Genomic DNA, 14588 nt, shown 5'->3' with positions numbered 1-14588 from the left:
ACCTGCCGGCTCAAACGGGCCTGTCTCCCGACGCGAGAAGGTGGCCCGTCATCTCCGCGCTCGGCATCGTACAGATATTTGCATGGGGCAGCTCCTATTACCTGCTCGCCGTTCTCGCCGCCCCGATCGCGGCCGATACGGGTTGGCCGCTTTCATGGATCGTCGGCGCTCTCTCCATTGGCCTGCTCGCGGCCGGCGTCGTTTCCCCGCGCGTGGGTGACGCCATTGGCCAGCACGGCGGGCGTCCCATCCTTGCTCTGGCTTGCCTGCTGTTCGCTGCCGGCCTCGTCATCCTTGCGGCTGCGCCGTCCCTATGGGTATTCGTCGCCGGATGGATCGTGCTCGGTATCGGCATGGGGGCCGGCCTTTATGATGCGGCATTTGCCACGCTCGGGGGCTATTATGGCCGTTCCGCGCGATCCGCCATCACTACACTGACCTTGTGGGGCGGCTTCGCAAGCACGGTCTGCTGGCCGCTCTCGGCCTTGTTTCTGGAGCATCTGGGATGGCGCGGGGCCTGCATGGCCTATGCCGGCATTCATCTCGCGATCTGCCTGCCGCTCGTGCTGCTGGTCCTTCCGAGCAACGGCAAGCCCAGGCCGATCGGTGGCAAAGACCAAGCTCCTGCGATCAAGCTGCGCGACCATGAGCGCCGGGCCTATCTGATCATGATGGCGATCGTGGTGCTGGCCGGATTGGGCGTCACCATCATATCGGTGCATCTGCTGACCCTGTTGCAGCAACGCGGGCTGTCGCTGGGCGAAGCTGTAGCCCTCGGCGCGCTGATAGGCCCGGCCCAAGTCGCCGGCCGAATTGGCGAAATGGCGAGCGGGGGGAGGCATCATCCCTTCTGGACACTCGCGGCCGCCTCCGTCCTGAGCGCGGCAGGGGTGACGATGCTCGCGGCAGGTTTTCTCATCATCGGCCTGTCGCTCATCCTCTACGGGGCCGGCAATGGCATCTTCTCGATCGCCAAGGGTGCGCTCCCGCTCGCCCTGTTCGGACCTTCCCGCTATGCGCCGATCATGGGGCGGCTTGCCCGGCCCAGTCTCGTCGCCCAAGCTGCCGGCCCAACCGTGGGTGCGATCCTGCTTTCGGTCGGGGGCACCGATCAAACTCTTGTGGCGCTGGCAGCTCTCGCCATCGCCAATCTCGCCCTCGTCGCGCTGTTATGGGGGCCGATCAAAGGAGAAGCGGGAAGCAACGATAAGTTTTGAGAAGCCGTCACGAAGATCCCTGATTTTTGTAGCAGGTCAGGCCAACGTTGAATTTTCAGGGGAATTTCTGTCGCAAATGTCGCGTGCGAAAGTCAAAATTGTGCGACTGATTTTTGCGACACGTCGCGGCCCGGAATCCGGGCCGCAATGGATTACCGCTCTTCCCGCTGCTGTGGTGCTGGACCGATTGTAGCGGGTTCCCCTTCGATGATGCGGATCGGCACGCCCAAAGCAGCCGAAAGGGATGCTTCGCTGCCACCGGCAAGCTCTGTTCCGGGGAGAACCGTAAGAACCACATATCCGGTGCGCTCATCGACATATCCGCCGTAGCCATCGGGAAGAACGCGCGTAATCATCTGGCGGTCATCCAACGCGGCGACCAGTTGATCGACGGTATGGGATGCGCCTGTCAGGACTTCGACACGCACCCGATCTTCGCCCAATTGGTACTGAAGCGTGCCCGCATCCCGGTCTCCCGTTAGCCTGACGACGACATGGAAATCGGGCTCGCGCTCGATGAAGATACCGGCGATACGGTCGCGGAAACGCTCCTGTAGGGCGGCCGAAAGCGGGCCGGTGTCCGGCTCCATCTCATGCGAGGGGATTTCAGGAACATAGTTCTCAGGCAACCCGGCCTGTCTGGCGGACGTGGGCGCCTCCGCGCCTGCCACGGATGCTGCCGCGACAAACACCGTTGCGCCAAAAGCCCCCGCCCATACCCTATTCATTTGTGGTTTTGCCGCGTGCTTCGAAGAGCGCGGCCTTGTCTTCCGCGGGGCTGATGAAACCGTCGCCATCGGTGTCGATCTGGTCGAAGACTTCATCGGTCATGTTCGGATTCCCGGCTTTCGCCTCTTCCCGGCTCAGCTTGCCGTCGCCATCCGTGTCGCCCGCGTCCCATTCGGCCTGCCATGCGGCTTCGTCAAAATCTGCGGGCGGTTCCGTCTGGGCGAAGGCAGGGACGGCGAGACCGATGGCGAACAGGCTGGCAATGGCAAGTCTCAAGGCTGTTCCTCCAAAGTCGAGTGAATATACAGCCATCACCTTAGGATAATTCGCGAAAATCCCAAAGACCGCGACAGTCGCGAAGGCCGCTTCCGGCGGATCCTTGTTACTGCTCAGCCAACCGGGAGCGGGAACTCGTGTCAACGACTAAGGCGGCCAAATTCAACTCTCTGATCCGTCACATCCTCCGACACCTCCTGCCGCAGCTTCGGTCCCTGTGCGAGGCGGCGACCGAGCGCGGTGATGAACGCCTCGTATCGCTCCGCTGATTTGGCCTTCGCGGCCTTTGCCGCCGGCTCAGGCAAGGCCGGTGTGGTGTTGACCCAGAAGCGGATGAAGACCGCCAGGCTTTCGACGGCGATGCCGACGTCTCGTTCAAGCCGGTCCATGCGGCGATCGAGTCGATCGAGGCGCTTGGCGATTATCGCCTCTCGGCGTTCGGCATCGTCGGGAGACAGGAATGAGGCGATGGCCGCCTCGCCGATCATCGACTGCGACCGGTCCCGCCGCGCGGCAAACTCGGTCAGGGCTTTTTCGACATCGGGGTCCAGATAGACGGTGAGTTTTTTCTTCTTCCGGAGATTGGCCATGGCGCTACAGCTCCATGCCGTCGTTCGGGTCCATGGCAACCTGCCGGGCAATGCCCTGCACCTGGCGGATCATGCGCCGATTTTGCATGGCCTCTTCCTCAACTTCATCGGGCGGCGCGATCTCGAATTCGTTCTCGAGGGGCTTTTTCTTCTCCACGGGCTTTACGCGGCTGAGTTCAGGCTGCAATCGGCGTTCGGATTCGGTCGGATCTTCGTCATTGGTTCTCTGGTCGCCGTGATCCGTGGCGCCTTCCGGTCGCGCCGGGATCGGAAGCTTGGTCCAGTCGTCGGGCCGCGTTTCTTCGGGACCTTTCAATTCAGGCGGTGACAGAACGCGCTCGCGAAACCGGGCGTCCTCGTAATAGCGCGCCTTCGTCGCCCGGATCGGGGGGATGCCCGCCACCATGACGATCTCCTCATGTGGGGGAAGCTGCATGATCTCGCCCGGCGTCAGCAACTGGCGCGCGGTTTCCGAGCGCGAGACCATAAGGTGCCCGAGCCAGGGCGACAGGCGATGGCCGGCATAGTTCTTCATCGCCTTCATCTCGGTGGCGGTGCCGAGCGCATCCGACACCCGTTTCGCCGTGCGCTCGTCGTTGGTGGCGAAGCTGACGCGGACATGGCAGTTGTCGAGGATCGAGTTGTTCGGCCCGTAGGCTTTCTCGATCTGGTTCAGCGACTGCGCGATCAGGAATGATTTCAGACCGTAGCCGGCCATGAAAGCCAGCGCGGTCTCGAAGAAATCGAGCCTGCCCAGCGCCGGAAACTCGTCCAGCATCAGAAGGAGCCGATGCCGCCCGGCGTTCGCCTGCAGGTCTTCGGTCAGGCGACGGCCGATCTGATTGAGCAGCAATCGCATCAGCGGCTTGGTGCGGTTGATGTCGGAGGGCGGCACGACGAGGTAAAGCGTGACCGGCTGATCGCCTCCCACAATATCGCTGATGCGCCAGTCGGAGCGGCGTGTGACTTCGGCCACGACCGGATCGCGATACAGGCCGAGAAACGACATCGCCGTCGACAACACGCCGCTGCGCTCGTTCTCGGACTTGTTGCGCAGCTCGCGCGCGGCGCTGGCAACGACCGGGTGCGGCCCCGCTTCGCCCAGATGCGCGGTCTTCATCATGGCGCGCAACGTGGAATCCACCGGGCGCTTCGGATCGGACAGGAATTTGGCCACACCTGCCAGGGTCTTGTCGGGTTCGGCGTAAAGCACATGCAGGATGGCGCCCACCAGCAGCGAATGGCTGGTCTTTTCCCAATGGTTGCGCTTGTCGAGACTGCCTTCCGGATCGACGAGGATGTCGGCGATGTTCTGGACGTCGCGCACCTCCCACTCGCCGCGGCGCACTTCCAGCAGCGGATTGTAGGCCGAGGATTTCGGGTTGGTCGGGTCGAAGAGCAGCACGCGGCCGTGCTGCGAGCGGAAGCCGGAGGTGAGCTGCCAGTTCTCACCCTTGATGTCGTGGACGATGGCCGACCCCGGCCAGGTCAGCAGCGACGGGACGACGAGGCCGACGCCTTTGCCCGAACGTGTCGGGGCAAAGCACAGGACATGCTCCGGCCCGTCATGGCGTAGATAGTCCTTCTCGTAACGGCCGAGAACAACACCATCGGGATCGAGCAGGCCCGCCGCCTTGATCTCTCCTTTCCCGGCCCATCGCGCCGAGCCATAGGTGGCGACGTTTTTCGCCTCGCGCGCCCGCCAGACCGACATGCCGATGGCGACGGCAATGGCGATGAAGCCGCCCGATGCCGCGATGATCCCGCCCTTGGCGAAGATCGGCGGCGCATAGGCTTCGTAGAAATACCACCACCAGAAGATCGCGGGCGGATAATAGATCGGCACGCCGAACATCACGAACCAGGGCGGCCCGAGTTGCGCCTGATAACCGAGGCTCGAGGCGACATACTGGGTCGCGCCCCAGGTGGTGGCGAGGATGATGAGGAAGACGATGGTGATCTGTCCCCAGAGGATCTTGGTCGCGGACATTGCGATGGTCCTTTCTGGTTGAGGCTAAAGGCCGAGGGAGCGCTTGCGCCCGAAGTCCCAATCTACGCCGCCATCATCGCGGGCTACGCCGGAGACGTGACGGCCGATCTGTTTTTCGAGAGAGGGCGACCAGGGCACGAGCTGGAAGCCGAGGCCGTCGTCGATCATGGCGAAGCGGCCGGAGGCGAGCGCGAAACGCTGGCGATAGGAGCCGGCGACATATTCGCCGCTGGCTGCGCGCTCGAAGGACATGCCGGTCTCGGTTGCGAGCTTCTCGCCGAGGTTGTCGAGTTCGCGTTGGCGCAAGGTGCTGAGCAGCCGGCGCGCGAAGACGACGCGACCGCCCTGCCGCTCGGCAAAGCCCTCGCCGATCAGATGTTCAGCGCGTTCGTCCAGAGCCTGACGGACCTCAGCGCCGAAACCGCTGTCCGACAGCGCGATCGGATCGCGGGCGATGGCCTGCCGGTCGAGCCAGGTCGCGCCCGAGGCGCCGACTTGCGCACCAAGATCGAGATCGGCGCGGACGGCGAGCGCGACGCGGCGCTGCCCCTGCGGGTCCTCCCAGGATCGCAACTCGACGATGGAACCGGGCGGACTGTCGCCGGCGGCGTCGAGATGCGGCAGCTTGATGTGATGGGTCCGCCCGTCGGTGCCGTCGACCACGGCATAAGCGGTGCCCTTCAACTCGTCGTCGAGGCCGCGCTCGACCAGGCGGCCGATGACGGGAACGTCAAGGCTTTCGCCGGCGAGGACATAGCTGGCCGAGCCGCGTTCGATGCCGCGTTCGGTCAGGGCACGGTGCATGCGCTTGATGATGTCGCCGCGCTCGCCCAGTTCACGCAGGACCGCTTCGGCTTCGGGCTTGATGAACCATTGCGAGAGGCCGATCTCTTCGGCAAGCCCGCGGATTTCAAGGGTTCGCAGCCGCCCCACCTTCAGAGTATGAAACTCGTCCGGCTGGCGGTCGGGAAGCGGGGCAAGGTCGATGATGCCGGACTTGCCGGCGTCGCGCACAAGCTGCCGGTCGAGCTGCGTCCAGCGTTCCGCCTCGACCTGCCGCTCCAGATTGCGGTGGATCTCCAGATCGGTGCGGGGCCCGAGTTCCTGCGTGACCAGATCCTGCGCACGGGCGCGCATGCCCTCCTTGAGGTAGTCGCGGGAAATCACCAGGTCCTGGCCATCGTCGGTGCGGCCGCGCAGGATGATATGGATATGGGGATTGTCGGTGTTCCAGTGATCGACGGCGACCCAATCGAGGCGCGTGCCGAGATCCTTCTCCATCTGCCCCATCAGCTCGCGGGCGTGATCCTTCAGATTGGCCATGTCCACCGCGTCTTCGGGCGAGACGATGAAGCGGAAATGATGCCTGTCGTCCTGGCACTTTTCCGCGAAAGCGCCGACATCCATGTCGTCCCTTTCCGGGCCGAACATCCGCGCCTTTTCCCCGTCGCGGGTCACGCCATCGCGGCGCAGATAATTAAGGTGTGCGCCGAGCGGAGCCGAGCGTGCCGTTTGGCGAACCACGCGGGTCTTGATGACGGCGATGCGCGAGCGTCCGGTGAGAAGCCGGTTGGCCTGGATGCTGGCGCGCTGACCGCGCCCGAAGCGTGAGCGGTTGCCCGAGGTGATCTTGCCGGAGCGCGAGACGCGTCCGCCGGCTTTCTGGGCGGCGGCGAGCGCCTGGGCGACAAAGGGCCTCGCCTGTTGCGCGCGGGTCGAGCGGATACGGCCCGGACGGATGCGGAACTCGTTGTCATCGGACATGGGGCGCCCCCGCACGGTGCAAATCATCAAGGAAAATCAGGAAGAGGAGCGCGCAGCGCACGGTGCGCGCCAGCGCCGCACGGTGCGGGACGCGCCGGAAACCTGAACAAAAACAACCGCCCGCCACAGCCGCACCGTGCGGCCTTTTATCTCGCCATCTTTCGGTCGTGGTGCCTGCCGCCACCCTCTGCGCCCTCCATGACACGCCAGCGCCCGATGGGATGCGAATTGCGGTGCCGCTGCTCATGGCCGGTCCCCACCGGCATCGCGGGCGACGAACAGCCCCTCCGACTGCAAGGCGGTGAGTGCGTCCGGTGCCGCCGGGACGAGCGAAGGGGCATCGTCCGGCGTGCGGTCGGGGGACGCGGGATCGGCAGCGGAAGCGCCGATTTCACGCGCGACGAAGAGCGCCGCCTCGCGCCAGTCGGGCGGCGGAGCGACCGTCGAGCCGCTGCCGGAAGGCCGCTCGCCGAGCAGGATCGGCGTCAAAGCAGCGACATAGGCGCGCGTCTCGGCAGGCAGCGGACGAGCCGTCGCGCGGTATTCATCGTAGCGACCGGGACCGGCATTGTAGGCCGCGAGCATCGCGGCAACATTGCCGTAGCGATCCCACATCTCGCGTAGGTAGGCGGTGCCCGCGAGGATGTTGTCGCGCGGCTCGAAGGGGTCGCGGCCGAGAGCATGGCGGATGCGCAGCTCCGCCCAAGTCGAGGGCATGACCTGCATCAGCCCCATCGCGCCGGCAGACGATATGGCGTGCATATTGCCCGCGCTTTCGACCTGCATCACGGCGATGATCCATGCCGCCGGGATGCCGAACCGCTGCGAAGCCTCTTCGATATGGGCGCCGTGCGGATGCACGGCGACGGCACGACCCATCACGGCGATCTGCGCCAGGCCGGGCAGCGGGGCAATGGCTGTGACGAACAGGCCGGAAAGAAGAAGGAGGAGGATGCGGCGGCGGGCGCCACATCTCCCCGAGGCGGGACGGATGCAGGACGTGACCATGATCACTCCTGCTCGTCGCGCTTCTTTTGGCGGGTCCAGTGCAAGCCCCAGTCGCGGCCGTCTTCGTCCGACTGGAACAGGCGGGCGCGGATCGGCTGCTGGAAAACTGGATCGTCGAGAAGCACGGAGACGAACGGTCCCGCGCGCTCGCCGGAATGTTTCCAGCCTGCGCCGACTTCCGGCCCATACTCATCGCCGAGATGGATGCGATAGGCAGGCGCCTTGTCGGCGTCCGCATTTTCCGACGGCGTAAAGGTCAGCTCGACGTCCAGCGAGAGCGTGCGGAGTCGCCCGGAATAGCCGGACGGGGTGCGGGTAAACTGGCCGATCTGTGCCATGGAAGGCTCCTTTCCTATGCGGTGGAGAAGACGCGGGACGGCTCAACGGCCCCGCTCTGGACGCGCTGTCACCGCATCGGCGCGCGCCAGACAAAGCGGCCCTCGCCGTCTTCGTCGGTGAAAAGCGGGATCGCGTGGCCGATCACCGCCGAGGCGGGGAACGGGCCGAAATAGCGGCCGTCGAGGCTGTCGCCGACGTCCGGGTTCATCAGGAACACTTCGCCCTCGGCGATGACGCGACAGCCCTGCCAGACCGGCAGGTCTCGGCCGAAGCTGTCGTGGTCGCGCGCCTCGCCGAGCGGAACGCCGTCGACGATAATGGCGCGGCCATCGCGGCACAGGCGCTGTCCGGGCAGGCCGAGAACGTGCTTCAGAAGCGGCACGTCGCGTGCGACGTAGCCGCGCTCGACCATAAACGAGGCGAAGGGTTCGGGTGGGATGACGGCGACCAGATCGGGCACCGCGATCCGGTCGTCGGGTGCGACAGTATAGAACCCGATCGGCACGCTGGCCGATGCGTTCCAGACCAGCCTTGGCGCAGTCGGAACGAATCCGGCAAAGGCGATCCCGAGCGTGGCAACCGTCGTCACCATGACATAGCGAAAGCGCGTCATGGGGCGATCTCCCGCCGCCAGAGCCATGCCTGATGACGCTCCGCGGTGTAGGGACGCGGCGCTTCGCCTGCGTTTATCCAGTGGGAGACGTGCCGCCAATGATCGGGATCGACTTGGGCCGGATCGACACCTATGGCCTCGATCCCGTCGACATGGCGAAGGACAGCCTCGACCTTCGGCCAGCCTTCGATCTTCAGCAGGATTTCGCCCCCTGGACGGACGAAGGGCAGCGTCTGATAGGACTGGCCCGGCGCAACCGCGCGCAGGATGTCGAGGCGCGAAATGATCGTGCCGTGGTCGTTCGCCGCCCAGCGGACGAACGCAAACACCGTGCCGGGATGGAAGAATACAACACGCCGGTTGCGATCGAGGATCTGCTCACCAGTCGCATGGCCGAATCTGATCCAGTATTCGGTCTTGCCTTCCACCCAGGTCAGTTCCGCGCGGGTCAGATCGCCGTCATGGGCGTCGATGCCGATCATGGGCGGTCTCCCCCTATGTCGGGAAACTCGCGCGCCAGCAGGTCGCGCAGCATGTCGGCGACGGTGATGCCGCGCTGGAAGGCCGCGATCTTGATGCGGCCGCGCAGCGCCGGCGTGATGTCCACGGTCAGCCGCGCCGAATAGGCGTCGGCGGTATCCGTGCGCTTTGGCGGCGCGTCGCCGGCCTTGATCCAGCTATCGGGATCGGCCGGGCGCGTAGCGAAGCAGCGCTTCTCGGTGCGCGCCGTCATGACGAAATTCCGTCATGGAATGGCAGCACGGTGGCGATGCGCGCCCGCGCGCACTCGGCCATGTCGGGGTCGATCTCGCAGCCGAGATAGCGCCGACCGGAAAGCCGGCAGGCTTCCCCGGCCGCGCCGGAACCGGCGAACCAGTCGCCGACCAGGCCGCCTTCGGGGCAGCTCGTGCGGATCAGGATCTCCAGGAGCGCCGACGGCTTTTCGGTCGGATGGATGGCGCGGCCGTGGCAGTTGCGCAGGTAGATGACCGAGCGCATGAGGCGCGGCCCGCCGTCATGGCTGACATAATGGCCGGCGTCGATCTGGCCGGTATGGGGCGGGCGCTGCTTGCGCCGCACCGTGCGGGCCGTCGCGTCGGGCGTGGTCTGGACGTCGTTGTAGATGTCACGCCAAGCGGTCTCGGCGGGATAGAACTGGACGGCCAGTTCATGCACCCGCTTGAAGCGGTCGGCATGAAAGCCGGTGCCGTTCTGCTTTTCCCAGACGATCTCCTGCGCGATCCGCAAGCCGGCGTCAGTGAAGCGGTCGGCGGTCGCCATGAAGCTGCGCAGCGAGCCGAAGACCCAGAGCGAGCCGGTCGGCCTGAGGGCGGCGCGCGCCAGCACGACCCAGCCCTCGACGCGCCGATCCCAGGCGAGCGAAGTGTCGCCATAGGGCGGATCGGCGATGATCATGTCGTAGGGTGCGTGCCAGGGCATTTCTTCGCGGCAGTCGCCGGTAAGGATCGTCATGCCGATACCCTCCCGATCCCCAGCAGGCCGATCTCGGCGGCCAGGGCGGCAATCTCGCGCGCGGCGGGTGATCGGCGCCCGATCTCGCGGACGAGCCGCCCGGTCTGCGCGGCGTCGGCGAAGACGACGCGCTGGCCGATGGCGCTGGTGAGCACGGGAGGATCGTGGTCCGCCAGCGTCTCGGCGGTCTCGCGGGCGATGACGGTGCGGGCACCGCAGCGGTTGAGCACGAAGCGGGCAACGAGCTGGGGCCGGTAGATGCGCGCCTCCGCCAGGAGGGCGAGCATCTCCGCCGAAGCCCAGCCGTCGAACGGCGATGGCTGCACCGGGATCAGCACGAGATCGGCGGCGAGCAGCGCGGAGCGCATGAGGCCGGCGACGCGCGGTGGCCCGTCGATGACGATGCGATCGACATCGCGGGCGAGTTCGGGCGCTTCGCGATGCAGCGTGTCGCGGGCCAGGCCAACGGTGCCGAAGGCGCGTGGCAGGCCCTCACGCGCGCGTTGTTGCGACCAGTCGAGGGCGGAGCCTTGCGGATCGGCGTCGATCAGGGTGACGCGCTTGCCACCCTGAGCCAGTTCACCGGCAAGATGCAGCGCCAGCGTCGTCTTGCCGACACCGCCCTTCTGGTTGAGGAGCGCGATGATCATTTGCACCCCCCCGGCAGATCGAGAGGCAGGCGGGGTCTTTCTGCAGATTCAGGAGCCTCGGTTGCGCCTCGATCAGATGCCGGTCGAGGCGATGCCGGGGCGTCGGATGCCCTCTTCTTAGCGGCTCTACCAAGGCTTCTGGCGGTGTCGCGGATGAGGTTTTCCACATCGCGCGCGCGCTCTTCAAAGTTAGACTCTTTGTTAGACTCTAAGTTAAGGGCGCGATTTCCTGAATGGGTTCCGGGTGTTAAGCCCGGTTTCGGTTCCTGATAGCACGAGCCTCCGGTTCCCGATAGCACGATAGTCCGGGTTCCCGATAGCACGAGGCCATCCACAGGTTTTCCACAGGGCGCGAGCGGCTCGAAGGCCAGCAGCATTCGCCCGCCGACCTCGGCCTCGAGAAACAGCGAATAGCCCGGCAGCGGCTGGCGCCGGATGATGTCGCGCAACTCGAAGGCGAAGCGCTTGAACGGCGACAGGCTGCCGGATTTCTGGTGAAGGTGACGGAAATCGAACCGCCAGCCATCGCGCTGGCGGCCGCCGTGCTTGCGCACCAGGCGGTAGAGCCAGCGGTCGAGGCCGCCGGTGAGATCGAAATAGGTCCGGTCGATGGTCAGCACGAGCGCATCGTCGAGGACGGCCTGGTAGAACCAGTCCGGCACGATCATCTCGATGCCATCGGGTCTGCCGCTATGGTCGGTGCGTTCCTGCCATTCGTTGATCCAGGAGAAGCGATGCCGGCGCCCTTCGACCGGCTGGCGGATCGAGGTGGAAATCGTGGTCGATTGCAGCCGGTCGAGCGCCGCCTTCAGGCGCTGATAGTCGCGCAAGCCGGTGCCGCGCCCGACATAGGTGAGAATCTCGTAGGGCGTGGCGGCCATCAGCCGGGAGGTGCGAAGGCCGCTGTCGCGGGCTTCGACGATCTGGCTCGCCGCCCAGATCAGAATATCGGCGTCCCAGATCGTGGCCATGCCGTGATCGGGAACAGCCTCGACCCGGATGGAGACATTGCCGGCGGCGAAGTCGATGGGCGCGATGCGCTTCGACTTGGCGAGGGAGAAGAAGGGATAGGCCATGAGATCCTGCGCGTCTCGTGGCGCGAAATCGCCGGGGAGCGCCCGGAACAGGTCGAGCTGCCCGCGCTCAGAAAGGGATCGGCGTCGCACCGTCATGAAGGGAACCGGCTGCGATCAGCGGGCGTAACGACCGGCCTGCGGGCCGGACGGAAACGCATGACGCTTGGCGGGCAGCACGGAGCCGCGCGGATCGGAGGTGGAGGTCACCGCGCCGCGCTCGGTCCAGGCCTCAAGATCGTCGATGGCATAGACCACACGGCCGCCAAGCTTGCGATAGGCTGGCCCGGTTCCGTAGGTGCGGTGCTTTTCGAGGGTCCGGGCCGAGAGGCTGAGAAAGGTCGCGGCCTCCTTGGTCCGTAGAAAACGCGGCGGCAGGACGACGGGTTCATGTGGCATGATCGGGCCTCCGTGGGGTTGCAAGCGGCCGCTGCGGATCAGCGGCGGGCAATGACCACGGTGGCGCAGGAAGAGCGGCGAGTTGCAGGGCGAAGTTGGGGGGTATCGAAATCGCCCACCATCAGGGCAAAGGATCGCGTTATCGTGGGCGGCGATGACGCAGGAGTTTCCGATAACCGCCGGCGACCATGGAACGGGCGTCGCGCAGGAGTGCCTTGATGGCATGACGGGCCGAGGACGCCTGCCATTCGTCCCGCTCAAGCCGGCCGGTGTTCAGAAGAACCCGCGCGATCTCCTGCTGCGTCGCGCCGGCCCGATGGCCATCGAAGGCCCGCAGCATCCGTCGGAGGCGCGCGCGTTGCTGGCGTGTCAGGCGCGTATCCGGCGGGATCGCGCGACCATGCAGGGCCGAAAGGAAGCGTTGAATGGCCTCGATCCGGTCGAAACCGGCGAGGCTGAGAGGGACGACGGCGACCGCGATCGCGTCCCCCATAATGGCGCCGTCGAAGATCTGGAGCTTCCGCCCATTGCCAAGCGGGACATGGAACTCCGCGCCAGCGTTCTCGACCGAGAAGTCGAGGCGCCAGTTCGGCGGAGCGCCGTCAGTGCTGTCGTCAAGTTCCGAAGGGGCTTCGGTCAGCACCACCACACTTGTGTCCTCCGCTGGGAGCCAGAAGACCGGCGCATCGGGTGGCGGGACCAGCGGATCGACAGGGAAATCGCAACCCCCAGCGCTGCCGGATCCGTTCGGTCAGCGGTTGGGGGTCTCCATGGTCGGCAATTGAGGCTTCAAAATCTGCGTCATAATCGTCATTGCGGCGCAGCCATTCCCAGGCCAGATCGGATGCCGTCAGTTCATCCAGATGGTCGTATTGCGCCGACGAACGCCAAGTCGATGCGTCAGGGGTCATCGCGGCCTCCCGGGTCTACTCAAACGAATTGAGAAGGGTCAGGATTCCCGCACGCGTTGAATTGAGGAAGTCAGGCGATGGTCAACAGGTGATGCGCGGCACGCATCACGCGTCAGGAATTGCGCTGGCTTTCGCGGACCAGTTCGCGGTAGCCGTGTTCGGTCATCCAATGCGCGCGAGCGAGATGAGTATCATGGATGGAGCGGCAGCGGTCGGGATCGCACTCTGGATCGAGGCCAAAGAGAACCTGCACAGCTTCGCGCCAATCGGCGCCATCACGCTCGGCATCGAGAAGGCGCATGTAGAGTTTCATATGCTCGCGATCATAAGACGTCAGCGTCTGGCTGGACGGTGGTGTGTCGAGATATGTCTGTGTCGCGCGGCCCATCATTCGCTCACGTTCGGGTAACGTATTTGTTAACCATCTTCGGCGGAAGATAGCCATTCCTTTTGACGAGAACCTGACATCACGCTGGCCGCTGTTTCACCGTTTGTCGGTGTTGACCGTATCGTGTTGCAGCAACACGCCCTCGCCCTTATCCGTCGACAAGAAAACGATCCCGGCCGCTTCGAGAGCGCGGCGCACCTGGTCGCGGGTGGACTCGAACACCTCGAGCCCGCTTTGGGATTCGAGGCGTTTGAGTGCGGTCAATGCGACCTGGGCCTTGTCGGCGAGCGTCTCCTGTGTCCATCCCAGTAACGCGCGCGCAGCCCGAGATTGGCGAGCGGTGATCATACATGATCACCTCCCACCGGGATACGCACGCACTCCAGAACTACGACTATAATAGTCGTTCTCGCTGTGAGCACCAGCCGAAATTCAGGTGCAATTATCAAGGATAGAGAGACGACGCTCCCGTCCATGCCCGTCTGATTCGGTCGCCGGACCTTGCCAGAAGCGGCGGGCGCGATCCGGTGAAGCAGGAGGGAAACCCGGCGGCTTGCGCCGCCGGGCCTCGGGTTCCCGATCAGAACGGAATGTCATCGTCGTCGATGAACTTGCCGTCGTCGTTCTGGGTCTGCTTCGCCCGGCTCAGGAAATCGACCGTCTCGGCGATGATCTCGCAGCCGTAGCGATCGACCCCGGCGGCATCGGTCCATTTCGTGTAGTGGATGCGGCCGCGAACCAGAACCTTCATGCCCTTGTCGCAATGCTGCTGGACCGTCTTGCCGAGGCCGTTGAAGCAGGTGATGCGGTGCCATTCGGTGTCCTGGACCCGATAGCCGTTCTCGTCGCGCAGGACGCGGCCTTCCGAATAGCGGGGGCGCGAGGTGGCCAGGGTGAAGTGGGTGATGCCGGTGCCGCCCTGGGTGGTGCGGGTTTCGGGGGCCTGGCCGATGTTGCCGGCGAGGATGACGATGTTCTGCATTGTAGGTCTCCGTTGCTCCTCGGAGGGACCGTCCCTCCGACGAGACCCGGCCAAGGCCGTCGGAAGACTCCTGCAACTGCCGCCCTTGCTGCAGCTTGCCCCCAAGGCCCCAGGTGGGGCGGGCAGCCGCGTTTGCGCGGCAACACGGCTGGGAGCCGCGGGGGTTGCTGGTGGAAGCCGAACGGA

At 65.2% G+C, this 14588-nt stretch carries 20 protein-coding genes; 1 reads left to right on the top strand and 19 read right to left on the bottom strand.

Annotated features, from left to right (window positions below; translation table 11 throughout):
* The first annotated feature begins 20 nt into the window (after positions 1-20).
* Complete coding sequence (locus DKP76_RS15970) at positions 21-1217, top strand: MFS transporter (protein WP_049768451.1); 1197 nt, start codon at positions 21-23, stop codon at positions 1215-1217.
* 152 nt (positions 1218-1369) lie between these two features.
* Here the strand turns inward: DKP76_RS15970 and DKP76_RS15965 are convergent, their stop codons facing one another.
* From DKP76_RS15965 to DKP76_RS15875, 19 genes are all read right to left on the bottom strand, one after another.
* Positions 1370-1945, bottom strand: a complete 576-nt coding sequence (locus DKP76_RS15965; RefSeq protein ID WP_109707749.1) for a hypothetical protein — start codon at positions 1943-1945, stop codon at positions 1370-1372.
* Complete coding sequence (locus tag DKP76_RS15960) at positions 1938-2222, bottom strand: EF-hand domain-containing protein (RefSeq protein ID WP_036749074.1); 285 nt, start codon at positions 2220-2222, stop codon at positions 1938-1940. The genes DKP76_RS15965 and DKP76_RS15960 overlap by 8 nt, the downstream gene beginning before the upstream one ends.
* Before the next feature lie 140 nt (positions 2223-2362).
* The gene (locus tag DKP76_RS15955) at positions 2363-2812 is read right to left on the bottom strand and encodes a ribbon-helix-helix domain-containing protein (protein ID WP_012092637.1); all 450 of its coding nucleotides are present in this window, start codon (positions 2810-2812) and stop codon (positions 2363-2365) included.
* A gap of 4 nt (positions 2813-2816) precedes the next feature.
* On the bottom strand, positions 2817-4802 hold the full coding sequence (locus DKP76_RS15950) for a conjugal transfer protein TraG (protein WP_012092636.1): 1986 nt from the start codon (positions 4800-4802) through the stop codon (positions 2817-2819).
* 24 nt (positions 4803-4826) lie between these two features.
* On the bottom strand, positions 4827-6566 hold the full coding sequence (locus DKP76_RS15945) for a relaxase/mobilization nuclease domain-containing protein (protein WP_012092635.1): 1740 nt from the start codon (positions 6564-6566) through the stop codon (positions 4827-4829).
* A 243-nt stretch (positions 6567-6809) separates the two neighbouring features.
* Positions 6810-7574: a lytic transglycosylase domain-containing protein gene (locus DKP76_RS15940; RefSeq protein ID WP_012092634.1), complete on the bottom strand. Its 765-nt coding sequence runs from the start codon at positions 7572-7574 to the stop codon at positions 6810-6812.
* 2 nt (positions 7575-7576) lie between these two features.
* The gene (locus DKP76_RS15935) at positions 7577-7912 is read right to left on the bottom strand and encodes a DUF736 domain-containing protein (RefSeq protein ID WP_012092633.1); all 336 of its coding nucleotides are present in this window, start codon (positions 7910-7912) and stop codon (positions 7577-7579) included.
* A gap of 68 nt (positions 7913-7980) precedes the next feature.
* Positions 7981-8526 (bottom strand): S26 family signal peptidase, encoded by a 546-nt coding sequence (locus DKP76_RS15930; protein ID WP_012092632.1) that lies wholly within the window; start codon positions 8524-8526, stop codon positions 7981-7983.
* Positions 8523-9008 (bottom strand): DUF2840 domain-containing protein, encoded by a 486-nt coding sequence (locus DKP76_RS15925; RefSeq protein WP_012092631.1) that lies wholly within the window; start codon positions 9006-9008, stop codon positions 8523-8525. Before DKP76_RS15925 ends, DKP76_RS15930 begins: the two co-directional genes overlap by 4 nt.
* Positions 9005-9259: a hypothetical protein gene (locus DKP76_RS15920; RefSeq protein ID WP_012092630.1), complete on the bottom strand. Its 255-nt coding sequence runs from the start codon at positions 9257-9259 to the stop codon at positions 9005-9007. Before DKP76_RS15920 ends, DKP76_RS15925 begins: the two co-directional genes overlap by 4 nt.
* Positions 9256-9999: a DNA-methyltransferase gene (locus DKP76_RS15915; protein WP_012092629.1), complete on the bottom strand. Its 744-nt coding sequence runs from the start codon at positions 9997-9999 to the stop codon at positions 9256-9258. The genes DKP76_RS15920 and DKP76_RS15915 overlap by 4 nt, the downstream gene beginning before the upstream one ends.
* On the bottom strand, positions 9996-10649 hold the full coding sequence (gene parA, locus DKP76_RS15910) for a ParA family partition ATPase (RefSeq protein ID WP_012092628.1): 654 nt from the start codon (positions 10647-10649) through the stop codon (positions 9996-9998). The genes DKP76_RS15915 and parA overlap by 4 nt, the downstream gene beginning before the upstream one ends.
* On the bottom strand, positions 10646-11821 hold the full coding sequence (locus DKP76_RS15905) for a replication initiator protein A (protein ID WP_012092627.1): 1176 nt from the start codon (positions 11819-11821) through the stop codon (positions 10646-10648). Before DKP76_RS15905 ends, parA begins: the two co-directional genes overlap by 4 nt.
* An 18-nt stretch (positions 11822-11839) precedes the next feature.
* A complete protein-coding gene (locus DKP76_RS15900; protein WP_012092626.1) occupies positions 11840-12121 on the bottom strand; it encodes a helix-turn-helix transcriptional regulator in 282 nt (93 codons plus the stop codon).
* 139 nt (positions 12122-12260) lie between these two features.
* Positions 12261-12770, bottom strand: a complete 510-nt coding sequence (locus tag DKP76_RS15895; protein ID WP_036749067.1) for a DUF2285 domain-containing protein — start codon at positions 12768-12770, stop codon at positions 12261-12263.
* Positions 12736-13032, bottom strand: a complete 297-nt coding sequence (locus tag DKP76_RS15890; protein ID WP_012092624.1) for a transcriptional regulator domain-containing protein — start codon at positions 13030-13032, stop codon at positions 12736-12738. Before DKP76_RS15890 ends, DKP76_RS15895 begins: the two co-directional genes overlap by 35 nt.
* Positions 13033-13144: 112 nt before the next feature.
* Positions 13145-13420, bottom strand: coding sequence for a DNA -binding domain-containing protein (locus DKP76_RS15885; RefSeq protein WP_028034393.1), 276 nt, complete (start codon positions 13418-13420; stop codon positions 13145-13147).
* 96 nt (positions 13421-13516) lie between these two features.
* Positions 13517-13768, bottom strand: a complete 252-nt coding sequence (locus DKP76_RS15880) for a helix-turn-helix domain-containing protein (protein ID WP_012092622.1) — start codon at positions 13766-13768, stop codon at positions 13517-13519.
* A 232-nt stretch (positions 13769-14000) separates the two neighbouring features.
* The gene (locus DKP76_RS15875; protein WP_012092621.1) at positions 14001-14402 is read right to left on the bottom strand and encodes a single-stranded DNA-binding protein; all 402 of its coding nucleotides are present in this window, start codon (positions 14400-14402) and stop codon (positions 14001-14003) included.
* Between the last annotated feature and the right edge of the window lie 186 nt (positions 14403-14588).

The organism is Falsochrobactrum shanghaiense, assembly GCF_003149535.1.
Taxonomy (GTDB): domain Bacteria; phylum Pseudomonadota; class Alphaproteobacteria; order Rhizobiales; family Rhizobiaceae; genus Brucella; species Brucella shanghaiense.
The sequence above is the reverse complement of the archived record's forward strand: the minus strand, read 5'-3'. Positions and strand labels throughout refer to the sequence as shown.